This is a genomic window from Lysinibacillus sp. RC46 (assembly GCF_041262385.1).
Classification (GTDB): Bacteria; Bacillota; Bacilli; order Bacillales_A; family Planococcaceae; genus Lysinibacillus.
Map to the genome: position 1 here is coordinate 1 of NZ_JBGCCF010000021.1, position 23,950 is coordinate 23,950.

Annotated in this window: 20 protein-coding genes, 16 tRNA genes and 3 riboswitches; of the genes, 28 read left to right on the plus strand and 8 right to left on the minus strand. The window is 38.2% G+C overall.

Features of this window, described 5'->3' with window-relative positions:
* The first annotated feature begins 13 nt into the window (after positions 1 to 13).
* The 17 genes from ABH966_RS17905 to ABH966_RS17985 all read left to right on the plus strand — a co-directional run bounded on the left by ABH966_RS17905 (position 14) and on the right by ABH966_RS17985 (position 2,879).
* Positions 14 to 89: transfer RNA gene (locus ABH966_RS17905), tRNA-Asp, on the plus strand.
* An 11-nt stretch (positions 90 to 100) separates the two neighbouring features.
* Positions 101 to 176 (plus strand) — tRNA-Thr (locus ABH966_RS17910).
* Between the two features lie 6 nt (positions 177 to 182).
* A tRNA-Tyr gene (locus ABH966_RS17915) sits at positions 183 to 266 on the plus strand.
* Positions 267 to 271: 5 nt separating this feature from the next.
* A tRNA-Trp gene (locus tag ABH966_RS17920) sits at positions 272 to 345 on the plus strand.
* A gap of 47 nt (positions 346 to 392) precedes the next feature.
* Positions 393 to 468 (plus strand) — tRNA-His (locus ABH966_RS17925).
* Positions 469 to 476: 8 nt separating this feature from the next.
* Positions 477 to 551 (plus strand) — tRNA-Gln (locus ABH966_RS17930).
* Positions 552 to 566: 15 nt separating this feature from the next.
* Positions 567 to 639, plus strand: a tRNA-Lys gene (locus ABH966_RS17935).
* 15 nt (positions 640 to 654) lie between these two features.
* Positions 655 to 731 (plus strand) — tRNA-Arg (locus tag ABH966_RS17940).
* Positions 732 to 748: 17 nt separating this feature from the next.
* Positions 749 to 825 (plus strand) — tRNA-Pro (locus tag ABH966_RS17945).
* A 13-nt stretch (positions 826 to 838) separates the two neighbouring features.
* Positions 839 to 914: transfer RNA gene (locus ABH966_RS17950), tRNA-Ala, on the plus strand.
* Between the two features lie 12 nt (positions 915 to 926).
* Positions 927 to 1,019: transfer RNA gene (locus ABH966_RS17955), tRNA-Ser, on the plus strand.
* Positions 1,020 to 1,028: 9 nt separating this feature from the next.
* Positions 1,029 to 1,104, plus strand: a tRNA-Phe gene (locus tag ABH966_RS17960).
* Positions 1,105 to 1,107: 3 nt separating this feature from the next.
* Positions 1,108 to 1,181: transfer RNA gene (locus tag ABH966_RS17965), tRNA-Gly, on the plus strand.
* Between the two features lie 7 nt (positions 1,182 to 1,188).
* Positions 1,189 to 1,265: transfer RNA gene (locus ABH966_RS17970), tRNA-Ile, on the plus strand.
* Between the two features lie 4 nt (positions 1,266 to 1,269).
* Positions 1,270 to 1,346: transfer RNA gene (locus ABH966_RS17975), tRNA-Asn, on the plus strand.
* Position 1,347: 1 nt separating this feature from the next.
* Positions 1,348 to 1,419 (plus strand) — tRNA-Glu (locus ABH966_RS17980).
* 413 nt (positions 1,420 to 1,832) lie between these two features.
* Positions 1,833 to 2,879, plus strand: a complete 1,047-nt coding sequence (locus ABH966_RS17985; protein WP_370080729.1) for a nitric oxide synthase oxygenase — start codon at positions 1,833 to 1,835, stop codon at positions 2,877 to 2,879.
* 92 nt (positions 2,880 to 2,971) lie between these two features.
* On the opposite strand, the gene ABH966_RS17990 is transcribed toward ABH966_RS17985, so the two are convergent.
* A complete protein-coding gene (locus ABH966_RS17990) occupies positions 2,972 to 4,180 on the minus strand; it encodes a CynX/NimT family MFS transporter (RefSeq protein WP_370080885.1) in 1,209 nt (402 codons plus the stop codon).
* 175 nt (positions 4,181 to 4,355) lie between these two features.
* Positions 4,356 to 4,532, plus strand: a riboswitch (Lysine riboswitch).
* 87 nt (positions 4,533 to 4,619) lie between these two features.
* On the opposite strand from ABH966_RS17990, the gene ABH966_RS17995 reads away from it, so the two are divergent.
* Positions 4,620 to 6,083: an amino acid permease gene (locus tag ABH966_RS17995; protein ID WP_370080731.1), complete on the plus strand. Its 1,464-nt coding sequence runs from the start codon at positions 4,620 to 4,622 to the stop codon at positions 6,081 to 6,083.
* Between the two features lie 553 nt (positions 6,084 to 6,636).
* On the opposite strand, the gene ABH966_RS18000 is transcribed toward ABH966_RS17995, so the two are convergent.
* Positions 6,637 to 6,858, minus strand: a complete 222-nt coding sequence (locus ABH966_RS18000; RefSeq protein WP_370080733.1) for a hypothetical protein — start codon at positions 6,856 to 6,858, stop codon at positions 6,637 to 6,639.
* A gap of 403 nt (positions 6,859 to 7,261) precedes the next feature.
* Between ABH966_RS18000 and ABH966_RS18005 the strand changes: the two genes are divergently transcribed.
* The 4 genes from ABH966_RS18005 to ABH966_RS18020 all read left to right on the plus strand — a co-directional run bounded on the left by ABH966_RS18005 (position 7,262) and on the right by ABH966_RS18020 (position 10,636).
* Entirely contained in the window at positions 7,262 to 7,954 is a 693-nt protein-coding gene (locus ABH966_RS18005) for a response regulator transcription factor (RefSeq protein WP_370080735.1), read from the plus strand.
* 4 nt (positions 7,955 to 7,958) lie between these two features.
* Positions 7,959 to 8,894, plus strand: coding sequence for a sensor histidine kinase (locus tag ABH966_RS18010; protein ID WP_370080737.1), 936 nt, complete (start codon positions 7,959 to 7,961; stop codon positions 8,892 to 8,894).
* Between the two features lie 136 nt (positions 8,895 to 9,030).
* Positions 9,031 to 9,954, plus strand: coding sequence for an ABC transporter ATP-binding protein (locus ABH966_RS18015; protein WP_370080739.1), 924 nt, complete (start codon positions 9,031 to 9,033; stop codon positions 9,952 to 9,954).
* Complete coding sequence (locus ABH966_RS18020) at positions 9,947 to 10,636, plus strand: ABC transporter permease (protein WP_370080741.1); 690 nt, start codon at positions 9,947 to 9,949, stop codon at positions 10,634 to 10,636. Before ABH966_RS18015 ends, ABH966_RS18020 begins: the two co-directional genes overlap by 8 nt.
* 126 nt (positions 10,637 to 10,762) lie before the next feature.
* On the opposite strand, the gene ABH966_RS18025 is transcribed toward ABH966_RS18020, so the two are convergent.
* Positions 10,763 to 12,028: an Nramp family divalent metal transporter gene (locus ABH966_RS18025; protein ID WP_370080743.1), complete on the minus strand. Its 1,266-nt coding sequence runs from the start codon at positions 12,026 to 12,028 to the stop codon at positions 10,763 to 10,765.
* 616 nt (positions 12,029 to 12,644) lie between these two features.
* Positions 12,645 to 12,796: riboswitch (cyclic di-AMP (ydaO/yuaA leader) on the plus strand.
* 176 nt (positions 12,797 to 12,972) lie between these two features.
* On the opposite strand from ABH966_RS18025, the gene ABH966_RS18030 reads away from it, so the two are divergent.
* The 3 genes from ABH966_RS18030 (at position 12,973) to ABH966_RS18040 (ending at position 17,166) form a co-directional block, all read left to right on the plus strand.
* Positions 12,973 to 14,796 (plus strand): APC family permease, encoded by a 1,824-nt coding sequence (locus tag ABH966_RS18030; protein ID WP_370080744.1) that lies wholly within the window; start codon positions 12,973 to 12,975, stop codon positions 14,794 to 14,796.
* Between the two features lie 196 nt (positions 14,797 to 14,992).
* A riboswitch (purine riboswitch) is annotated at positions 14,993 to 15,094 on the plus strand.
* A 189-nt stretch (positions 15,095 to 15,283) separates the two neighbouring features.
* Entirely contained in the window at positions 15,284 to 15,868 is a 585-nt protein-coding gene (locus ABH966_RS18035; RefSeq protein ID WP_370080746.1) for a xanthine phosphoribosyltransferase, read from the plus strand.
* Positions 15,868 to 17,166 (plus strand): nucleobase:cation symporter-2 family protein, encoded by a 1,299-nt coding sequence (locus tag ABH966_RS18040; RefSeq protein ID WP_370080748.1) that lies wholly within the window; start codon positions 15,868 to 15,870, stop codon positions 17,164 to 17,166. The genes ABH966_RS18035 and ABH966_RS18040 overlap by 1 nt, the downstream gene beginning before the upstream one ends.
* A 156-nt stretch (positions 17,167 to 17,322) precedes the next feature.
* Here the strand turns inward: ABH966_RS18040 and ABH966_RS18045 are convergent, their stop codons facing one another.
* Positions 17,323 to 17,718 (minus strand): hypothetical protein, encoded by a 396-nt coding sequence (locus ABH966_RS18045; RefSeq protein ID WP_370080750.1) that lies wholly within the window; start codon positions 17,716 to 17,718, stop codon positions 17,323 to 17,325.
* Between the two features lie 213 nt (positions 17,719 to 17,931).
* On the opposite strand from ABH966_RS18045, the gene ABH966_RS18050 reads away from it, so the two are divergent.
* From ABH966_RS18050 to ABH966_RS18060, 3 genes are all read left to right on the plus strand, one after another.
* Positions 17,932 to 18,090, plus strand: a complete 159-nt coding sequence (locus ABH966_RS18050; protein ID WP_370080752.1) for a hypothetical protein — start codon at positions 17,932 to 17,934, stop codon at positions 18,088 to 18,090.
* Between the two features lie 304 nt (positions 18,091 to 18,394).
* On the plus strand, positions 18,395 to 18,916 hold the full coding sequence (locus tag ABH966_RS18055) for a DUF2179 domain-containing protein (protein WP_370080754.1): 522 nt from the start codon (positions 18,395 to 18,397) through the stop codon (positions 18,914 to 18,916).
* A 403-nt stretch (positions 18,917 to 19,319) separates the two neighbouring features.
* Positions 19,320 to 19,889, plus strand: coding sequence for a YitT family protein (locus ABH966_RS18060; protein WP_370080756.1), 570 nt, complete (start codon positions 19,320 to 19,322; stop codon positions 19,887 to 19,889).
* Between the two features lie 42 nt (positions 19,890 to 19,931).
* Here the strand turns inward: ABH966_RS18060 and ABH966_RS18065 are convergent, their stop codons facing one another.
* From ABH966_RS18065 to ABH966_RS18080, 4 genes are all read right to left on the minus strand, one after another.
* A complete protein-coding gene (locus ABH966_RS18065) occupies positions 19,932 to 20,813 on the minus strand; it encodes a DMT family transporter (protein ID WP_370080758.1) in 882 nt (293 codons plus the stop codon).
* A gap of 102 nt (positions 20,814 to 20,915) precedes the next feature.
* Positions 20,916 to 22,076: a PucR family transcriptional regulator gene (locus tag ABH966_RS18070; protein ID WP_370080760.1), complete on the minus strand. Its 1,161-nt coding sequence runs from the start codon at positions 22,074 to 22,076 to the stop codon at positions 20,916 to 20,918.
* Positions 22,077 to 22,255: 179 nt separating this feature from the next.
* On the minus strand, positions 22,256 to 23,674 hold the full coding sequence (locus ABH966_RS18075; protein WP_370080761.1) for an amidase: 1,419 nt from the start codon (positions 23,672 to 23,674) through the stop codon (positions 22,256 to 22,258).
* Positions 23,664 to 23,849, minus strand: coding sequence for a hypothetical protein (locus tag ABH966_RS18080; protein ID WP_249075639.1), 186 nt, complete (start codon positions 23,847 to 23,849; stop codon positions 23,664 to 23,666). The genes ABH966_RS18075 and ABH966_RS18080 overlap by 11 nt, the downstream gene beginning before the upstream one ends.
* Positions 23,850 to 23,950: the final 101 nt, after the last annotated feature.

Below are 23,950 nucleotides of genomic sequence, written 5' to 3' on the forward strand. Positions count from 1 at the left end.
CCGCAACCAAAATGGTCCCGTGGTGTAGCGGTTAACATGCCTGCCTGTCACGCAGGAGATCGCCGGTTCGATCCCGGTCGGGACCGCCATTTTTTTTTTTGCCGGTGTAGCTCAGTTGGTAGAGCAACTGACTTGTAATCAGTAGGTCGTGGGTTCGACTCCTATCGCCGGCACCATCCCTTGGAGGGGTAGCGAAGAGGCTAAACGCGGCGGACTGTAAATCCGCTCCTTAGGGTTCGGCGGTTCGAATCCGTCCCCCTCCACCATTTTTAGGGGCATAGTTCAACGGTAGAATAGAGGTCTCCAAAACCTTTGGTGTGGGTTCGATTCCTACTGCCCCTGCCAGGTTTCAAGGTACTCGTTATCAAAAACTACTGTGATTACATATAGTGGCGATTGTGGCGAAGTGGTTAACGCACCGGATTGTGGTTCCGGCATTCGTGGGTTCGATTCCCATCAGTCGCCCCATTTATAATTGGGGTATAGCCAAGCGGTAAGGCAACGGATTTTGATTCCGTCATGCCTAGGTTCGAATCCTAGTACCCCAGCCATTCATTTTTTAATATGAGCCATTAGCTCAGTTGGTAGAGCATCTGACTTTTAATCAGAGGGTCGAAGGTTCGAGTCCTTCATGGCTCATCAGTTTTTATAAATGCGCCCGTAGCTCAATTGGATAGAGCGTCTGACTACGGATCAGAAGGTTATGGGTTCGACTCCTGTCGGGCGCGCCAAAAAAGCCTAATAGTATCGGAATGTAGCTCAGCTTGGTAGAGCACTTGGTTTGGGACCAAGGGGTCGTAGGTTCGAATCCTGTCATTCCGACCATCTTTCCTAACATGGGGCCTTAGCTCAGCTGGGAGAGCGCCTGCCTTGCACGCAGGAGGTCAGCGGTTCGATCCCGCTAGGCTCCACCATTTATATATTTCGGAGGTATACCCAAGTCTGGCTGAAGGGATCGGTCTTGAAAACCGACAGGCGGGTAACACCGCGCGGGGGTTCGAATCCCTCTACCTCCTCCATATTTTTTCGGGTCAGTAGCTCAGTTGGTAGAGCATTAGATTGAAGCTCTAAGTGTCGGCGGTTCGATTCCGTCCTGACCCACCATCTGCGGGTGTAGTTTAATGGTAAAACCTCAGCCTTCCAAGCTGATGTCGTGAGTTCGATTCTCATCACCCGCTCCAAAATAATGGGCCTATAGCTCAGCTGGTTAGAGCGCACGCCTGATAAGCGTGAGGTCGATGGTTCGAGTCCATTTAGGCCCACCATTATTCCGAAGTAGCTCAGTTGGTAGTAGCACCTGACTGTTAATCAGGTTGTCGCAGGTTCGAGTCCTGCCTTCGGAGCCACGGCCCGTTGGTCAAGTGGTTAAGACACCGCCCTTTCACGGCGGTAACACGGGTTCGAATCCCGTACGGGTCATCAAGCATGTTGCACATTAGTGCGACATGCTTTTTTTTTGTATCTTTTGAAAACCCCTTGCTATGCGAGGGGTTCTAAAGAGCTTCTAGCTATGGACAAGAAAAAAACCCAGCCGTACAATGAAATCAGGTCTGGTCAACCGTGACTTCGTACGAAAGGGGATCAGCGTAAAAAAGCGGCAAATCCATGCTCAACAGTTATTCCCTCTGTAATTTCCCCTAATTTTAATAATGTCTACTCAAAATGGGCATCATAATCCATAAATAACTTTAGTTTTAGAAAAATAAAAGAGAGATGCTATAAAATATTGAACAAAGTATTTCATATATAAAATATGTATGTTTTCTGGCAGATTTTATCGTGGTGATTATAGTTCCATTCCTCTAATATGAGGGGAGATGGAGGAATTCAATATGAATTTACATGAAGTACAGCGGTTTTTAGAACTTTATCAAGTAGAACAAAATGAATCAAAAACATGGCTAGACAATAAATTACAGCAAATTAAAATAGCAGGCGAATATATACCGACAACGGAAGAATTAATCTTTGGTGCGCGAGTAGCATGGCGCAATAGTAATAAGTGTATTGGTCGATTGTTTTGGCAATCGCTGAATGTTGTTGATGCCCGTGATATTTCAAAAGAAGAGGATATTTTCAACGCATTGCTTGAACATATTCAATATGCAACAAATGATGGAAAGATTCGTCCAACAATAACGATTTTTGCACCGGGGCGTGTACGTATATGGAATCATCAGCTAATCCGTTATGCTGGCTATGAAACGGAATCTGGAATCGTTGGTGATCTGCATTCTGTTGAGTTTACAAAAGTATGTGAGTCACTCGGCTGGCAAGGTAAGAGAACAGCATTTGACGTGCTTCCACTCGTTGTACAGGTGGATGGAAGGGAACCACAAGTGGTTACTATCCCTGACGAATATGTACTAGAGGTACCTATTCGTCATCCGGAATCTGCTCAAGTAGAGAAGCTAGGATTAAAATGGTATGCAGTGCCGATTATTTCAAGCATGCGCTTTCAAATGGCAGGTATTGATTTTGAGGCGGCCCCATTCAATGGTTGGTATATGGGTACAGAAATTGGAGCACGTAATTTAGCAGATCATGAGCGTTACAATATGTTGCCCGCTATAGCAGAAATTTTCAATCTTGATACAACTAAACAGGCTTCTCTATGGCGTGATCGCGCATTAGTTGAGCTGAATATTGCCGTTCTGCATTCCTTTAAAGAAGACGGTGTCAGCATAGTAGATCATCATACAGCTGCACAGCAATTTAAATTGTTTGAGGAAACAGAAGCAGCAGCGGATCGAAAGGTTACTGGCAATTGGACGTGGTTGATTCCACCTCTCTCACCAGCTACGACTCATATTTTCCATAAACCTTATGTTAATGTTTACAATACACCAAATTACTTTTATCAGAAACCACCTTATTAGTAGAGAAAGGCAGCACACTTTAAGATTGTGCAAATACAAAGCGACCCATGATCAATTATGCCGAGGCATAATTTAATCATGAGCCGCCCTTTTTAATTCACATATTCATTTTTAGAAGCCCTAAATGAACATATAAAGAGAATAAATGTTACGACAACAAATAACCAGCCGGTGATATTCCAACCACCGAATAAATCATGTAAATAACCAAATAAGATTGGACCGATTGCGGCTAATAAATATCCTAGTGATTGCGCAAATCCTGATAAATCAGCTGCCTCAAAAGCTGTACGGGTACGTAGTGTAAAGAACATCATCGCTAATGCGAATGAAGCGCCTCCGGCTAAGCCTAGTAGCACCATCCACAGTACAGCGAGGGTCGTCCATTCCATGACTACTCCGATAAAGCCAACTAAGTAAAATACTGTAAACATTAATACGAGAGGACGTTGAGATGTCATTTTACTAGCGATAATAGGAACAGCTAAAGCCATTGGAACTTGTGAAAATTGCATGATGGAAAACATCCAGCCTGCGCGATCTGCAGCTAATCCTTGTGATATATATATTTCAGGAATCCAAGCGGCGGTTGTGTAGAATAATAATGACTGAAATCCCATAGCCCCTGCTACTGCCCAAGTAACAGGTGATTTCCATAATGGTGTACGTTCTTTCGTAGTCTTATTAGTCGGTTCAGGCTTATTAAATTTCAACTGTGGAATCCAAATTACAATAGTTAACACCACAAGAACAAGTGAAATGGCCAGTGCACCTTGCCAACCAAGTGATGAATTGGCAACAGGATAGCTAATGCCAGCACCGAGTCCAGCCGTCAAATTCATCGACATTGTGAAAAATGCCATAAGTAAACCTACGTGAAAGGGAAATTTCAATTTAAGTAATCCTGGAATTAGTACATTACCAAATGAAATGGCTATACCAATTAGCATCGTACCAAATACGAGTAAACTAGTTGTGCCAAGGGAGCGTAGTACAATCCCTCCCCCTAAAAGAATAGTTGATAAAAATAATGTTAATTCTAGTCCAAATTTACGTGCGACAATTGGAGCGAATGGTGAAATGATTGCAAATGCTAGCAATGGGATCGTTGTTAGAAAGCCTGCTAGTATATTGGATATGCCGAGGTCTTCACGGATAAAGGAAATGATAGGTCCAACAACTGTTAGCGGCATCCGTAATGTCGAGGCAATACAAATTATTCCGATAACGAGCAATAAGGTTGTACCTTTCCAGTTAATTTTCCTGCTAGGATAAGTATCGGTATGTTCATGAGTAGTCAGATAAATCCCCCCTTGTTAGAACAAACTTGATTGAATCACTATACCACTTTATCACAATAATAAAAATAGTGGAAAATTCACAAAATATAGAATATTAATCGAGTTATTGAAATGCCATAGGTCGTATGTTAAACTAATACCCATCATAAATTTAATATTTAATGCCTCATGTTTGTAGTGAGGTAGAGGTCGCGGTATTTAAGAGTATGTTAATGGAAATGACAAGCATTAGAGAAATTAGCTGAAAGGAAATACTGCCGAAGTGTGAGGGGACTTGAAAACCTCATGCTGGGGCTGTCTCCGAAAGGAACAGAACTGTCACGTTTGAACAACGTGTTGAGCTATCATTTTGAAGGAACAGAGGATTTACTTAGCCATCACAGCAACGTTCATGTGATGGCATTTTTTTCGCCTCTTAAAAAAGGAAGGAAGCTATATCGTGAGTGAAATAAAAGTCAATCAGCTCGGTCATAAAGCACCGAAGCTGAAAAAAGAATTAAAAAGCCGTCATATTACAATGATTTCATTAGGCGGTACAATCGGTACTGGATTGTTTTTAGCTAGTGGAGGTGCCATTGCGCAAGCAGGCCCTGGCGGTGCACTACTCGCCTATGCATTAATCGGTATCATGGTGTATTTTTTAATGACGAGCTTAGGGGAAATGGCAGCTTATATGCCATCATCGGGCTCATTTAGTACGTATGCTACAAAATTTGTAGACCCAGCTCTAGGCTTTGCGCTTGGCTGGAACTACTGGTACAACTGGGCAATTACAATTGCGGCAGAAATTTCTGCTGTCTCATTAATTATGAAATATTGGTTCCCAGATAGCTCATCAGCACTTTGGACTGTTTTATTTATTGCTGTCGTTTTAACGTTTAATCTATTATCTGTAAAAAGCTATGGTGAAAGTGAATATTGGTTTGCCATGATAAAGGTTGTAACTGTCATCATTTTTATTATTATCAGTTTCCTAATGATTTTTGGTATTTTAGGAGGAAACGCTCCGGTAGGCTTTACGAATTTCTTTATCAGTGATGGACCATTCCACGGTGGATTTCTTGCTACATTTGGTATTTTCTTAGCTGCTGGATTCTCGTTCCAAGGGACAGAGCTACTTGGAATAACAGCAGGTGAAACAGATGATCCTGGTAAAAATATTCCGAAAGCTGTTAAGTCTGTTTTCTGGAGAATTCTTTTATTCTATATTTTAGCGATCGGTGCAATTGGGCTGCTGATTCCATTTACAGACTCACGTTTGCTATCTGAAGATATCGCTGTTTCACCATTTACACTGGTGTTCGACCGTTTAGGAATTGCCTTTGCTGCTTCATTGATGAATGCTATCATTTTAACGGCAATGCTGTCAGCAGGGAATTCAGGGCTGTACGCATCTTCTCGTATGCTTTGGCAATTGGCAGTAGATGGACATGCACCGAAATTTTTCGCTAAACTAAGCCGTCGAGGTATTCCGATTTACGCATTACTGGCGACTTTAGCTGTAGGCTCCCTAGCATTTTTAGCTTCATTCTTTGGTGATGGTGTAGTCTATATGTGGCTTCTAAATGCCTCTGGGATGTCTGGCTTCATTGCTTGGCTAGGAATTGCATTTAGCCATTACCGTTTCCGTCGAGCATTCGAGGTACAGGGCTTAGATCCGAAATTGTTACCGTATAAAGCAAGGCTATTCCCATTCGGCCCGCTATTTGCCTTTACGGTTTGTATGATTGTTGTTATTGGACAAAACTACAATGCCTTTATGGGTAATACAATAGACTGGTATGGAGTCCTTGTCTCCTATATCGGTATTCCACTGTTCTTATTCTTATGGCTTGGCTATAAAATCAAGCATAAAACTAAAATGCTTCCATTAGAGCAATGTGATTTAAAAGTCGAACAATAAAAAATAAAACTGTCCTGTAAGTCATAGAAATTGACTTGCAGGGCAGTTTTTTTAGTTTAATAATAAATTTGTAATTCTAGACGTACAATCAAAATACTTCAAGTGAACGATTAATCTTTAAGGTTCAAAACCTCGTATCACCATAATTGCAATCATCGATCCGTAGATGACAAGAATAAGCAAAATGATGAGTAATCCTAAATATTTAGAAATACCTGTTTGTTTTGATCGAATTCCGGATATCCCAAAATAAACACTCATTATCCACAGTAGAGCACCTAAATAAAAGTAAATACCAAAAATGCTGTTTTCACTTAATGAACTAGCATAAAACAATAACAACCCAATAATACAAAATATAATAGAAAAAAACCGTAATTCCTTCTAAAAGTCATTTTTCCAGCCCTTTCTAAATTATTTTGATTATTGCTAACAATATACCAATCAATACAGTATGTTACAAATCTGCATTTTAGGCTTCAGATAAAATTACTGGAGAGAATAAAAAGGGGACTTTAGTTTCTCGAATCGTCCCCACTTTTGGTGCGCAACCTTAATATGGTAAAATGATAGATAAATAACACATCATCAAATTTTGGGTAGGACATTTGTTGAAACGTATACCATGCATATAAGTTGATTGGAGTGGAGGCTGGGCGACTCCTTGGGGATTAGCAATAGAGGAACGAAGGCTAAGAACATCACGTCCTGTGATAACGCCTTCGTGACCAACATCCTGCTGCTGACGCTTCGTTAGCACTACGCTTTCGCGCAAAAAACATCTGTTGCCCCAAGCGGCTCATCGGACGCCCCCAGGAAGCTCTGCTCTGCGCGAAAGCGAAGCGTCAGCGGCAAATGTTTTATCTGTGCGAAAGCGAAGCGACAGCAACAAATGTTTTATCTGTGCGAAAGCGAAGCGACAGCAACAAATGTTTTATCTGTGCGAAAGCGAAGCGACAGCAACAAATGTTTTATCTGTGCGAAAGCGAAGCGACAGCAACAAATGTTTTATCTGTGCGAAAGCGAAGCGACAGCAACAAATGTTTTATCTGTGCGAAAGCGAAGCGACAGCAACAAAGCGCCCAGCTGGAACGGAAATCAACCCCTCTTTGTGGTGATGATCATAGTAATGACAAGTCATATATATACTGCTTTATATTAGAAAGAGGTGCATGAAAGTGCAAAAGCATATTTTACTAGTAGAAGATGACGAAGCCATTCGTGAAATGGTAGAAAACTATTTAACGATGGAGGGGTTTCTTGTTACCTCTGCAGTAAATGGAGAAGAAGCATTACAAAACTGTTTAAACAACCCCTTTGATTTAGTGATCTTGGATATTATGATACCGAAACTTAATGGATTAGAAGTTTTAAAGATTATACGAGAGCAAGCATCACTTCCAATTATCATTATGTCAGCCAAAGATAGTGATGTTGATAAAGCATTAGGATTAGGGTTAGGGGCAGATGATTATATTGCCAAGCCATTTTCGATGCTGGAATTTTCGGCACGTGTTAAAGCCGTAATTCGTAGAGCTACAAAATACTCCAGTCAAGTAGAGGAGAAGAAAAATATTGTAGAGATAGACAAATTATCGATCGACCTTGTTAATTTTTCAGTTGAGAAGAATGGACAGCAAATAAAGCTCACATCAAAGGAATTTGGCATCTTAAAATTATTCGTGACAAATCGTAATCGAGTTTTTACAAAGCAGCAAATTTATCAATTGATTTGGAATGATGCTTACTATGGGGATGAAAATATTATTAATGTACATATAAGAAGATTACGCGAAAAAATTGAAGACGATCCATCCAATCCTCTATATATTAAAACACTTTGGGGAATCGGCTATAAATTTGAAGGATAAACTGATGATTATATTACTATTACTAATGATTGTGTTACTTTTAGGTATTATTATTTTTCAGGTGAGAGCAAAAAAACAACAAAACGCTATGATTCAATACATGCATCAAAAACTGCAAGCAATCATTAACGAACAATCGAGCGAAAAGATTTTAGTGTCGACGGCTAATCAAGAATTACAGCAGCTACTAATTGCGATGAATGCGTTGCTAGACCACAACCAAAAAGTACTGGCGACACATCGAAAAATGGAAAGCTCTATGAAAAAGATGTTGGCCAATATTTCTCATGATCTTAAAACGCCTTTAACAGTTGTACTAGGTTATACGGAAATGCTGAAGCTTCATCACTCACTTAGTGAAGAGGAGCAGAGACGATTGCTCACTGGCGTCCATTCGAAAACATTGGAAGTATTGAAAATAATCCATACATTTTTTGACCTGGCAAAATTGGAGGCAGGAGATACAGACTATCCAATGACGAAAATTAATGTAAGTGAAATTTGCCGAAAAAATATTTTATCATTTTACGATATGATCACATCTATGGGCCTAGAGATCGATATAGCAATACCAGAGATATCCGCATATGCACGTGGCAATGAAGAAGCGTTAGATAGGGTTTTGAATAATTTACTGTCCAATGCAGTTGCCTATGGAGCGGCAGGGAACATCATTGGGCTCACAGTAAGAAATGATGATACGAATATTTTTATTGATGTATGGGATCGTGGTAAGGGGATCGACGAATATCATATTGATAATGTTTTTGAAAGAATGTATACACTTGAGGATTCCAGAAATAAATCCTTCCAAGGGAGTGGCCTTGGCTTAACTATTACAAAACGCCTTGTAGAATTAATGGAGGGTTCCATCCAGCTTTCTAGTATCCCATATGAGAAGACCATTTTTACAGTTTCTTTAAAACGAATGACATACTGAGCAGCCATGCTTGTAGAGCTTTTTAAGTGCTTTACAAGCTTTTCTTCTGCGCTTAAGAAATTTGTAAGAATCAAGTAATAAATTAGAGAGTTTCATTTTTTATAATAAGGATAGCAAATTTAAAGGAGAGATCTACATGACATATATTGTGAAAACAAATCAGCTTACGAAGGTGTTTGAGGGGAAAGAAGTCGTTTCTGCTGTGACTATGCATGTGAAAAAGGGAGAGATATACGGTTTTTTAGGTCCTAATGGTGCCGGAAAAACGACAGTCATGAAAATGCTAACAAACCTTACAAAGCCAACGAGTGGAGATATTGAAATCTTTGGTGAAAAATTAATGGACCGCTCATTCGACGTGCTGAAAAGGATGGGAACGATTATTGAATACCCAATTTTTTATGAAGATTTAACTGCACAGGAGACGTTAGAGCTACATTGTGAATATATGGGCTATTATGACAAGAAAGAAATTTCCCATGTCCTAGATCTAGTGAAACTAACAAACACGGAGAAGAAACGTGTAAAAGACTTTTCTCTTGGGATGAAACAACGGTTGGGTATTGCGCGTGCAATTATTACTAAGCCGGAATTACTTATTTTAGACGAGCCGATTAATGGACTAGATCCAGTTGGCATTAAAGAGCTTCGAGAACTATTTAGGATGCTTTGTAAAGAGTATGGAATTACGATTATTATCTCTAGTCATATTTTGGGTGAAATTGAACAATTGGCAGATACAGTTGGGGTTATTAAAGATGGAAGATTAATTAAGGAAGTATCAATGGACGCTGTCAATCGTAGTCAAACAGATTATATTGAAGTGATTGTCAATGATGGGAAAAAAGCTGCCTTTATTATAGAAAGTAAATTAAATATTACTAATTTCAAACTAATGGATGACAATTGTATTCGAATTTATGATTCGACAGCTTCACAAAAGATGCTATCTAAAACATTGATTGAGCATGATATTGAAATTGAGGGCATCAGCAAAAAAACAAGCTCATTAGAGGATTATTTCTTGAAGTTAATCAATGGAGGTGTGGCTAGTGCTTAATTTAATGCGTCTAGAAATGAAAAAGTATCATATTGGTTCATATATAAAAAAAGCTGTTTTTGCAAATTTCATAATACTAGGTGTTATATTTATGCTTATATTTATTACTAAAATAGAAGGGGATCAAGATTTTAGAACTTATCAGACGGCATTTGGCCTTATAGATTCAGGCGTAAGGGCAGTATTTATTATTTTTGCTAGCGTGTTAATCGCCAAATTCATTATTGGAGAATTCAAATATAAGACCATCACAGTAGCATTTATGTATCCAATAAGTAGAAAAAAATTAATTGCTTCAAAGCTAGCCATTGTTGTTCTTTTTACCTTTAGTGCAATTATTTTATCGACTATTTTTGTAACAGCGATTTTTTGTGCTGTTAGCGAGAGTTTTCAGCTACTTCCAGAAACATTATCGTTCTCTTTCATAATACAACGAATTCCTGCCGTGATCATAAATGCAGTTTCAGCATCATGCATTGCATTAATACCATTGTATTTTGGCATGAGAAAATACTCCATTCCGGCAACTATTATATCATCTATAATAATTGTATCGGCCGTATCATCGAATTCAGGTAACTTCACCTTGTATGATATTATTTTCATACCCATCACTTTAGCTATTATCGGTATAAGCGTGGCCTATTTATCATTCCGAAACATTGAGAAGATAGATATTTAAGGGTAAATAAATAGCCAATCATAAAAAGTAGGGGATGATATTTGTTAAACCACGTTATGAAAAACCCCTTACATGTAAAAATGCCAGATACAAAGCCAAATAATGGTCTTTGTGTCTGGCATTTTATTAACCAAATACCGTTTGCCATAATAAATAAAGATTTAGAGCAACTACAATCACTACGACAATCCATCCTAATACAGTTGTAATACGATGATTGACGAGGCTTCCCATGATGTCACGTTTACTTGTAAACATAACAAGCGGTACAAGAGCAAATGCAATACCAAAGGATAAAATAACCTGACTTAGGACAAGCGCATATGTCGCATTAACGCCGGATGCAATGATCACCAGAGGAGGTATCATTGTAATAGCACGGCGTAAATAGAGCGGAATTTTCTTTTTAATAAAGCCCTGCATCACAATGTCACCTGCGAGTGTACCAACTGAAGAGCTAGCAAGACCTGCAATAAGAAGTCCAAGACCAAAGGACACTGCCGCCATCGGACCAAGCGCTTCTTTTAATCCGTTATAAGCGATATCTAAGTCTTCAACTACTACGCCCTGAGTATGGAATACTGCTGCAGCAATAACAAGCATACTCATATTGATAGCACCAGCGACAATCATCGCGATGATAATATCAATAAATTCAAAACGGAATATACGTTTTTTTTCAGCATCATTTCGGCCAACGATACGACTTTGAGTTAGTGAAGAATGTAAGTAAATAGCGTGTGGCATAACAGTTGCTCCTAAAATACCTGTTGCCAGTAGAATAGAATCTACACCATCAAAGCGTGGTGTTAACATGCCTATTGTTACCTCGCCCCAATTTGGCTGTGCTAAAAACGTCTGGAATGCAAATGCTAATACGACAATAACCACCATACCAGAAATGCCCGCTTCAAATGCTCTAAAGCCTCTGCGCTGTAATTCTAAAATAGCAAATGAGCCGACTGCTGTAATAAGCGCTGCAGGCAACATTGGAATGTTGAATAACAAGTACAGCCCTAGTGCAGCACCAATAAATTCTGCCAGGTCTGTTGCAATAATGACCAATTCAGCCTGTATCCATAAAAATATAGAAGTTTTTTTAGAAAAATTTTCACGTGCTATTTCGGGTAAATTTTTGCCTGTCGCAATACCAAGCTTTGCCGATAAGGATTGGATTAACACTGCCATTAAATTGGAAAAGGCGATTACCCACAGCAGTAAATATCCATATTGTGAACCTGCTGTAATATTTGTTGCGAAGTTGCCTGGATCAATATAGGCAACTGCTGCGATGAAGGCTGGGCCAAGAAACGGTAAGATTCGTCGCCAACCTTTTATATCTCCATCTAAAACCGCCTCCGCGGACGATTTATTCACTCGTTTGTAAACCATGTTGTTCCCTCATTTCAAAGAGTATCGCAAGTGAAATAAAGTTTCCTAGGGGAAAATGATATATTCTTATTTTATAGCTAGAAGAAGAAAATGTGAAGGAGTTTGCTCAATTTTTTTCTTAATACGAAATGTTTTTGATTTCGTAAATCAATTGCCATTAAAAGACTTTGATTTGGTTTGTGTATCATAATGTATTGAAGCATCATAGCAAAATATTCGATTCATTTTAAAATGATCCAAGGATTAATGTACTTAGCCATTTTAAAAGAGGGAATATACTTATAAGGTGGCCTTCTTAAATGATTTCTAATTTCGGTTATTCACATATTTTCTACCAATATTAAAGCGTTATTCTTCAAATAATAAAGAATTCTCGCCAAAGTTGAGGAATGATTAGAGTGAGGCTGGGCGACTCGGTGAGAGGTGACCTTAAACGCAAGCGAAGCGGCTTCCTAAGAAAGCGCCCAGTTGGAACGGAAATCAACCACACGTTATGGTAGTGGGACGTAATAAAAATATTCGAAATATCAAGTGAAAATTTTTTTTTGTAACCGTTCTTTTCATCTTTACTTTTTTTAAATACAGGCGTAATATGACATCATTATAAAAGTTTCAAATTTCTAAATCGCTGAAGCAATTAGACGCGGGGGACCCAATTTTTACGGATTACATAGGTATTCCTTGGGGTGAATCTCTTCATTTATTGAGGGGTAGGGCTACTCAGGCCCGAATCCGACAGCTAACCTCGTAAGCGTTAAGAGCAGAAAAGTGGAGCTTGGCAGACGAATGAACGTCTACAAGTCTTATTTAGTGATGACTTGTAGATTTTTTTATCTTCATTTTATAAAACAAGGCCCCGGTGAATGGCAAAAAAAACGATTATGCTAAAGTGTAATCGATTTAGAAATGCGAAACACATTCTATGAAACTAGAAGGTGTTGAATATGAGATCCTCATTAAAACGTTTTATTATCGGTAAACCATTAAGATCGGATGCGTTAGGGGAACAAAAGCTTAGTAAAACAAAAGCACTTGCCATACTATCGTCTGATGCGTTGTCATCAGTAGCGTATGGACCTGAGCAAATTTTAATTGTACTCATGACGGTAAGTACGGTTGCCTTTTGGTATTCTCTACCGATTGCTGCTGGGGTAGTTGTGTTACTGACAGCACTTATTTTCTCGTATCGCCAAGTTATTTATGCGTATCCACATGGTGGCGGAGCATATGTAGTTTCCCGAGAAAATTTAGGTGTCAATGCTGGTCTAGTCGCAGGTGGATCATTGCTTGTCGATTATATTTTAACAGTTGCGGTAAGTGTATCGGCTGGAACAGATGCCATTACTTCGGCATTTCCAAGTCTGCATCCTTATAACGTGGTAATCGCTGTGTTTTTTGTTATATGTTTAACGATTTTAAACCTACGTGGTGTCACAGAATCCGCATCCATTTTAGCGTATCCAGTTTATTTGTTTGTAATTGTGATGCTGATGTTAATCGGGGTAGGGGTTTATAACGTAGTAACAGGGCAAGTTCCTGCAGCGTTACATCCAAAGGTAGGTACACCTGTTGCAGGTATTAGTTTATTTATATTATTAAAAGCATTTGCATCAGGAAGCTCAGCTTTGACTGGTGTGGAAGCAATTTCAAATGCTATTCCTAATTTTAGAGATCCAGCACCAAAAAATGCGTCTAAAACATTATTGGCTATGGGCGGTATTTTAGCAGTGCTATTTATCGGTATTGTGAGTCTAGCATATTTTTATGGAGTTGCTCCAAATGCGAAAGAAACGGTTGTCTCACAAATTGCGGAGGTAAGTGTAGGTCGTAATATTTTTTACTATATAGTACAAGGAACAACAGCGATGATATTAGTACTTGCTGCGAATACAGGTTATTCGGCCTTTCCTTTACTGGCTGTCAATTTATCGAAAGACGGTTTTATCCCAAGAATATTCCAAATTCGTGGGGATCGACTTGGGTATTCAAATGGCATTATGATGCTTGGTTTAGCTGCCATTGTTTTAATCTTTTTATTTGATGGAACAACTGAGCATTTGATTCCACTTTATGCGGTAGGGGTGTTTATTCCGTTTACTTTAGCGCAGGCTGGAATGATGCGAAAATGGTGGCGAGAAAAGCCAAAAAGTTGGTTTGCTAAATTTACGATCAATACGGTTGGAGCGGTCATTTCCTTTGTTGTAGCCATGATGTTTTTCGTGACAAAATTGCCTCAAGTATGGCCAGTGTTTATCTTTTTACCAATTATTATTTGGACGTTCCATCGTATTAAACAGCATTATAAAACAGTTGGTGAACAGCTAAGATTAGATAATGTGGAATTACCGAATGTGGAGGGTAATGTTTTCATTGTCCCTGTTGCTGGTATTACGAAAGTAGTCGAAAACACTTTGCATTACGCGCAGACATTAAACGTTGATAAAATTATTGCCTTTTATGTGGCCTTCGATCAAGCGGACGCAAAAGCGTTTGAGGAGAAATGGAAAGCTTGGCAGCCGGATATACGGCTTGTAACATACTATTCACCATATCGAAGTATTACACAACCGTTGATGAAGTTTATTGATAAAGTTGAACATCAATGTACGAAATTGGGCTATCAAGTAACAGTTATCATCCCACAGTTTTTACCGAAAAAAGGATGGCACCATATGTTACACAATCAATCGAGTCTATTAATTCGCGCTTCGCTGTTATTTCACAGAAATATCGTCATTATGACAGTGCCCTTCCATTTATCAAAATAATGACTAGCAAGCTCGAAAATAGTCTGATATAATCATTACGTTGATTGTAAAACACGAACGTTTGCAATTGAAAGTTAGTAAAATAATAGTAAATTCCGAAAAAACAGACTTTATTCAGTGTGAGAAACAAGTACATACCGAATAAAGTGCCATTTTTGGAAATAACGCCAAGGTGTATTAATAAAAGGAAGTTCTTACAGCTTAATACTATTTCACTCATATAATAGCGAGAATATGGCTCGCAAGTTTCTACCGATTTACCGTAAATAAATCGACTATGGGTAGCAATGCTTTAGAAGACTTCATAAAAGATGTTTTCTATTCGTTTCGACGTTTTTACGCTGAATGCTTTGCTCCACTCGTAGATGATTGGAATCAAAGTATTCAGCGTTTTTTTATTACTTGCATTGCTTCTGGCGCTTGCCTGTAACGGAATGTAAGTTGCTCATTAAGAGTTATTACTATAAGAAAGAAGGCTATCAAGGAAATGAAGTTATTACACGACAAAATTACACAAGAGGGTAAAGTTTTATCTTCATCTGTATTAAAAGTAGATTCATTTTTAAATCATCAAATTGACCCAATGCTTATGAAAGAAATTGGTCATGAGTTTGCGACTCGATTCTCAGATCAAGTCATTACAAAAATATTAACGATCGAATCTTCAGGTATCGCACCATCTGTGATGCTAGGGCTTGAAATCGGTGCTCCTGTAGTGTTTGCACGTAAACGTAAATCATTAACACTATCAGATAATCTTTATAATTCAAAAGTACATTCTTTCACAAAAAATGAAACGAACGATATTTCAGTTTCACGTAGTTTCTTAAATGAAGATGATAACATTCTAATTGTTGACGATTTCTTAGCTAATGGGGAAGCTGTCAAAGGTTTGCTTGATATCGCAGCACAAGCTGGTGCAAATGTTGTAGGTGTAGGCATTGTTATTGAAAAAGGCTTCCAAGACGGTGGGAAATTATTACGCCAGCAAGGGGTTCGCGTAGAATCATTAGCAATTGTAGATTCTCTTGAGGATGGCAAAGTAACATTTGCTACGGAGGCTAATGCGTAATGAATACCGTTAAATCGACGACGCTAGCTATTCAACATTTACTTGCGATGTATGCAGGAGCCATTTTAGTACCACTGATTATCGGTGGGGCAATCGGCTTTGATTCAACACAAATGACGTATTTAGTAGCGATTGACATTATGATGTGTGGGATCGCAACGCTTTTACAAGTGTATTCAGGTAAAATGATCGGTATTGGTTTGCCAGTAGTACTAGGCTGTACATTTACAGCAGTTAGTCCAATTATTGCAATCGGTACAAATCCTGAACAAGGAATTACTGATATTTATGGATCTATTATTGCATCAGGTATAATCGTTATGATTATTGCAGGTTTTTTCGGTAAGTTAGTAAAATTCTTCCCACCAGTTGTTACAGGCTCGGTTGTGTCGATTATCGGTATCTCTTTACTACCAGTAGCTTTAAACAATATGGCAGGTGGACAAGATGCGGCAGATTTTGCATCTGGTTCTAATGTAACTTTAGCGTTTATTACATTGGTTATTATTTTAGTCGTTTATCGTTTTTCTACAGGTTTCATTCGTGCTATTTCCATTTTAATCGGATTAGTCGCAGGGTCAATCCTAGGAGTATTTATGGGGAAGGTTGATTTTAGCCCAGTATCAGATGCTGCCGTATTACACATGGTTCAGCCATTCTATTTTGGGGTCCCAACATTTAATTTATCTGCAATCATTACAATGACGCTTGTAGCAATGGTTTCTTTAGTAGAATCATCAGGGGTTTATTTTGCACTAAGTGATATTTGTAATAAAAAATTAGATTCAAAAGATTTATCACGTGGGTACCGTTCAGAAGGTCTAGCCTCTGTTATCGGCGGTATTTTCAACGCTTTCCCATATACAACATTCTCACAAAACGTGGGACTTACACGTATGTCAGGCGTAAAAAACCGTAAAGTCATTTACATCACAGGTGGTTTACTAGTAGCACTTGGCTTCTTACCAAAAATCGCGGCATTAACAACGATTATTCCAACACCAGTACTTGGTGCTGCAATGTTAGCGATGTTCGGTATGGTTATTACGCAAGGTATGGGCATGCTAGTACCTGTTATGAATGAATCAGCGGAAAACGCCATGATTGCAGCAATTGCAGTCAGCCTTGGTGTCGGTGTATCAGTTGTACCTGGAATTTTTGATGCACTGCCAGAGAGTGTATCTCTTCTAACATCTAACGGTATCGTCTGTGGTTCTGTCACTGCGATTATCCTTAATATTTTATTCAACATGATTGGGCCGCAACGTAAGGAAGACCCTATGCATGGAGAAGCTTAAAGGAAATCTATACAAAATGTCATCTACTTCCATAGTAGGTGACATTTTTTTATGCGGAAAGAGGGCTACCTAATAATTTTTCATCAATAAAGTTAAAAAGAATATTGCTATTTTTATTTGGGTTGCTTTGGGTAGGTTTATTCTTTTTTATCTTTATTACTGGGGAATATTAGCTTCTTTAAATGGAAGTCGTGGATTTTCGTCTTTATATATAGAATAAGTCCATCCGTAGTTTTCCATCTTCATACATTGCTTATTATTACAAGAAAACAAGTAGGTCTGTTCATCTGTACGAACACTGACATGAAAATAGTAGGGGAAGGCACCACCTTTATTTTTATTAATACTTGTATCAATAGCAATGACCTTCTCTTGTTCGGCCAACTTTTTATAATCTTCACTATCCACTGTTTTTTGAACCATTTCACTTAAAATAATCTTTTCTTCTGAAGTAGCTTCATACCATTGATCAATCAGAAACCACTTCCCAAATATATATAAATTTACGCTTAAGCTAACTATCAGTAGAATGAACACCATCGTATTTTTCAATATAATCACTCCCTTTAATCTCCCGTCATTGGAAAAGTCTATCAATACGGCAAAATCAGTATTAAACCTACAAATAATACCATCTTTCACTTTGTGTGTAATTTTACACTATTTTTGTTTTTGATGTCCATATATTTTTAAAAGGAGAAAATTAGGTATTGTAATCCAAATGGGTATGGAATATCATGAATCTTATGGAAAGGTTGGGTATAAATGAGTTTGAAAACTGCTAAAGAAGTTATTGAAGAGCTACAAGTAACTATGAATTCACATATGTGTCAAGAAGAAAGAATGAAATTAGAAGTTTGGTTAAAAGAGTATTACATAGACGAACTAATAAAAAATAAAGTACCGATGAATTCGGATTGCTAGTCATTTAAAAAAGTAGTTATGGGGCACTTCTTTTTGGAGGTGTCCTTTAAATACCCACCACTGCAAAGTACCCCACCCAATTAGTATTTGGCCAAAGCATCGGGAAGACTGAGACTTAAAGGATTTCTATAATATACACAATGTCATCTACTTCTATAGTAGGTGACATTTTTTTATGAAAAGTAGATGTTTAAATTTAAATTGTTAGGGAATCTAGAAAATAAATACATCTTAATAGAATGCAAGTCGATGTCTCAACATACATTTAAAATATATAAAACTACTTTTGAAAGGTCTCTTACAAATGCAAAGTATATTTCTGATTTTAATACTTCAATTAATTTATGTGCCTTTTTTAACGTTACGTACAATACTTTTAGTGAAGAATGTTACTTTCCTTGCCGCCATATTCGGTATGCTGGAGATGTTAGTGTATGTATTTGGCCTTTCACTCGTTTTTAGTGGGAAGCAAAGTATGTTAGCTATGGTTTTTTATGCAGTTGGCTTTGGGTTAGGTATATTTTTAGGGGCCAAAATTGAACGTAAATTAGCGATTGGCTATGTTTATACGACCATTAATACGCAAAATAAGAATGAGGAACTTGTGAAATTTCTTCGGAATGAAGGGTTTGCGGTCACGATTTACATTGGTGAGGGGCGAGATAGTAACCGCTATAAATATGAAATATTAACAAAGAGAAACCGTGAGCCGGAATTGTTCCAAATTGTTGAGCATTATGAACCGAATGCTTTTATTATTTCGTACGAGCCTAAATCATTTAAAGGTGGATTTTTGCTGGATCGAATGAAGGCCAAAAACAAATAGTTTTCCCCTAATATTGCCCTTCCGTTTATATACAGAAGGGCATTTTGGGGTTCTCACCAAAAGTTGTGGATGACTTTGTTAAAACGTCTATTATGTAAATAAGTTGATTGGAGTGGAGGCTGGGCGACTCCTTGGGGATTAGCGTCACAGATGAGACCCTGGAGCGAGCATCGCGAGTGAAGCGGCTCAACGGACGCCCCCAGGAAAGCGCCCAGTCGGAACGGAAATCAACCACACGTTTTGGTGATGATCCATTTTTTGTATTCACACAATTTATAGAGAAATTTAGCGACCAAGCTCGATAAAAAATATTACTACTATTATACCGACAGACGTGAACAATAACATGTTCAAATCGATTTTTTCATACTATAAAAACATGCAAGTCTCGGAGGGGTGTTGTATGTATTTTTTTACGAAAGGCTTGGTCATTCTTATAGGAAGTACCGCGTTAGCATTAGGGATAAACTTATTCTTAACACCCTATCAAATTTTAGATGGGGGCGTTGTAGGAATAGCGCTTATTTTACACTATATATATAAGCTTAAAATAGGTTTAATGATCATCATTATTAGTATTCCAATTTTCGTTATTTCTTGGTATAAATACAGAGCGTATTTTTACAATAGTATCCATGGATTATTCGCATATTCTCTTAGTATCGATTTACTAAAGCCCGTCCGGAATCTTATTCATGTAGATGCCATCTATAGCGCCATATTTGGAGGGGCACTTATGGGTTTTGGTGTTGGTTTGATGCTTAGATTTCAGACAAGCACTGGCGGTACAGATTTGATTGCCCAATTTTTAAGTGATAAAACCGGAATTAATGTCGGGATACTTATTTTTATGATAGATTCAATCGTCATTGTCATAGGGGGGCTGCTATTATCTTCTAGTACATTATTGCTTTCTATTATTACAATTTTGGTAGCAGGGATTACTACAAGTATCATGACTAGCCGTGTTTAATAAAAAATAGCTTCAGTAGGACTGAAACTATTTCGAAAATCGTTATCGAGAGCTCTTCATCATTCGCTTTTTAGGATGTGCAGGCTTCACTTCTGCAATTAATATGGCGAGTAAAATCAGTATTGCCCCTACAACCATACGACTTGTTAATACCTCATGTAAGAATATAACGGATAATACCATGCCGAAGAAGGATTCTGTAGACAGGATAATCGCAGCCTTTGTAGCAGACGTATATTGATTCGCAATATTTTGAAAAAGGTAGGCAAGGGTAGTTGAAAAAATGGCTAAATAAACGATTGAATAGATTGCTTCTTTTTCAAGAGTGGACGGGATATCGCCTTGACTGACTAAGACCAAGACACCTAAAAAAGATGCTGTGATAAATTGAATAATCGTCAGAGCAATGGCATCTTCCTTTTGGACAAAAAGGTTCGTACAAAAAATATCAAAAGCGAAGGCGACAGCGCATGCTAAGGAAAGCGTATCTCCGATGTTCATTGTTAGCGAGCCCTGCAAAGATAGAAAACCAATACCAACAATAGCTATAATCGAACCAATCATCTCATAGCCATCTATACGACGCTTGTAAACCGCAAAGGCAATTAGTGGAACAATAATGACATTTACAGCGGTTAAAAATGCATTTTTAGATGGTGTTGTATATTGTAGTCCTACTGTTTGAAGGGCAAAGGCGATATACAAAATGGTCCCTAACAAAATACCTTTCCAGATAACTGATTTTGAAGCTTTTTTTAATTTATATCCAAATAAGACTGTCAGTATAATTGAAGCTAATAAGAACCTACCTGCCATTACTTGATAGGCTGTTAAATATTCTAATGCAATAGCCGTTATGACAAAACCGCTACCCCAAACGATTGCAGTGACTAATAGCATACCATCAGCTATGTATTGTTTCATCATTCCTCCTCCTAACTTCAATAGAATAGCATGAGATGGGAGAAAATAGTTTGATTTTAATTCTAAAAATTCAGGCGTTTTTTTGTACTTATTCCAAAGCTGTCATTCAACATTCGTTTTGCTATGTAATAAGTACAATTTAACGGCTGCAGCTATACGCTCATAAAAAACATAATCATTTTCTAAAGGTGCTACTAGCTGACGTATTTTTGACATACGATAACGGATTGTGTTTGGATGGCAGAAATGAGCAACGGCTACTTCTTTAATATTTCCTTGTTTTACGACATAGGTGATGGCTGTTTGCATTAAGTCCGGATCAATCTTTTCCTCAAATAAGGGACCGAGATAGCTATTTACATAGTCCATAGCGAATGTAGCGTCCTTACGATGCAATTCAATTAATAACGAATCGGAAGCAAGGTTCTCATAATGGCATATAGGAGCCGTTTCAATTTCAGCCATGATGCGTGCGTAAAAGGCTTCACGAACAGCAATAGGGAGTTCGGTTAGTGTTACATGACAACGACTATAGCCAAAGGTCATTGATTCTGTTGAGATTGCATACATCGTCAACCATTCATTTAGAAGTTTTTCGAATTGTAATTGCTGTGATGGATGGGTCATTACAATAAAGAGGCTCTTTTTATAGCTACAAATCATACCAGATTTCAATAGAGGCTCTAATTGGAAAAGGGATTGCATCCATTGACTATTTGCATGATCTTGCATTTGAATATTAGCAACAAATACATATTTTTCAAAGGGCTTATTGATTTGTTGTAAAATAAACTTTATTTGTTCATCAGTTACTTCTTCCTCCATGATACGTCGCATAATCGTATCTAAAAAGAATGAATAATCCTGCGTTTTTGCATAGGCCATCGTTTCTAAAATAATCTTTTCAAAAAATTCATCTCCGCCAAATCGCAATATCGGGAAATTTTGTTCATCTGCATAGACGATCACTTCCTCAGGCAACTCCTCATAGATAACAGGTTTATAAGCTAGAGCACTTGCTCCTAGCTCAATAAGGCTTTTCACGGCATTCCATAAATATTCTGGTTTTTGCTTTGCGAATAATAAGCTGCTTAAAACAACACTATTCGGTGTGAAAATCGTTTCTCTCACAGTCTGAATATCGGGTGAAAATTCAAAGTCTAGAATTTCCACATTTTGAACGGGCTTATGTAAACCATTGCGACCAGCAACGACTGTAAAATCTTTTGTAATTGGCAGTTGTAAAAAGTTCTCTACGTTCATTAGGCTATCAAACAACCTTTCTTGTGATTGAGCTTCTATTACTTATTATAACTGATAAGCCCAGTGAAAAAGCTGATAAGGCAATTCGAATCGCTGATAAACCAACCAATTAAAAAGAATCTGCTGATGTTCTACAGACTAAGTCCGTAAAGCAAGCAGATTCTTCCACATTATTAAGTTTAGATATTAGCGAAAATATTAGGTTTTCTATTTTTCATTGGATTCGTTTGTTCAATGGCGTAACCAACGTTAAGAATACGACCTTCCTTAAAGGCTGGACCAATAATTTGGAGGCCAACTGGTAAATTACCTTTAAAGCCACAAGGAACGGAAAGGGCAGGTAACCCTGTTAGGTTACTTGGGCCTGTAAAACGAATGATATTATCAATTAAATCAACTTTTTCACCATTTAAATATGCAAAGTCATCACCAATAGTACTTGCCACTACAGGTAATGTAGGCGTAATAAGCACATCAACCTGATTAAAAATCTGTGTAAATTCTTGCTTGATTTGTCGTCGCACCTGTTGAGCCTGTAGGTAATCAACGGCAGATGGTATTTCACCTAGTTCAAATAACAGACGAATATCATCTCCGAAATCCTGTGGTCTTTTCTGTAAATCGGAATGATGGATTGCAGCTGCCTCCGAAAGGGAAGTAACGAGCTCTGCCCACTCTGCATATTGCAAGGATGGAATTCGAACGATTTCAACTTTTGCTCCTTGATCCACTAAGCTTTGAATACTTGCCCGAACAGCCTTCTCCACATCGGAATCTACTCTGTTAAAGAAATACTCTTCGTTGATGCCGATGACTAAATCCTTCACATTACCCGAAATTTGCTGTACATAATTCTCTGTTGGAACGTCTGTACAGGTAGGGTCTCTATGGTCAAATCCAGAAATAATCTCAAGTAAGCCGGCTGCGTCTTTTACTGTCTTTGTCATTGGACCAATATGGTCTAAGCTCCAAGCAAGAGGGTAGCAGCCATATTTACTTACGCGCCCATGAGTAGGCTTTAAGCCGACAATCCCACAGGCTGATGAAGGGATTCGAATAGAGCCAGCAGTATCTGTACCTAATGATGCGACGCTTGCCCCTGCTGCAACTGCTGCGCCAGAGCCTCCACTAGAACCACCAGGGATTTTATCTAAATCCCATGGATTTCGAACGGGTCCGTAATGAGGGTTATTATTCGTGATGCCCCATGCGTACTCATGCATGCTTAATTTACCTGTGAAAATAACACCGGCATTACGAAGCTTTTCTACAACCGTCGCATCATAATTTGAAACGAAGTCCTTATGAATCTTTGATGACATCGTTGTTATCTTATCTTTAAAGTACAAATTATCTTTTAATGCCATAGGAATCCCGTGATATATTCCTCGATACTGTCCATTCAAAATTTCTTTTTCTACCACTTGTGCTTGTGCTAGGGCTTCTTCACGATAAAAAGCCATGTATGAATTAATTTTAGGCTGACTTTCTTCAGCAAAATCTAAAATTGCTTTCGTCAACTCGACAGGAGAGAGTTTTTTAGTTTCAAGTAATGGTGCTAATTCTTCAACAGATTTTAAGTGTAAATCAGTTGTCAATGTGGTCACCTCCAGGGATGCTACGGATAGCGATATCAGCATCATCAATAGCGATGCCTTCTAAATTACCACGAAGGGATTGCATACCTTCCCACCGTGCTTTTAGAAGTTCAAGGTGTTCAGATTTTGGTGTAATTCCTTTATTCTCCAATAATTGTTGAATTGACAAACTCATTAACAGGATCCTCCCTTGAAAATAGTTTTTATCTAAATAGGCTTCCCTATAAAGAACAGATCTTCAATTATAAAAAATCATCGCCATAACATGAGGTATTT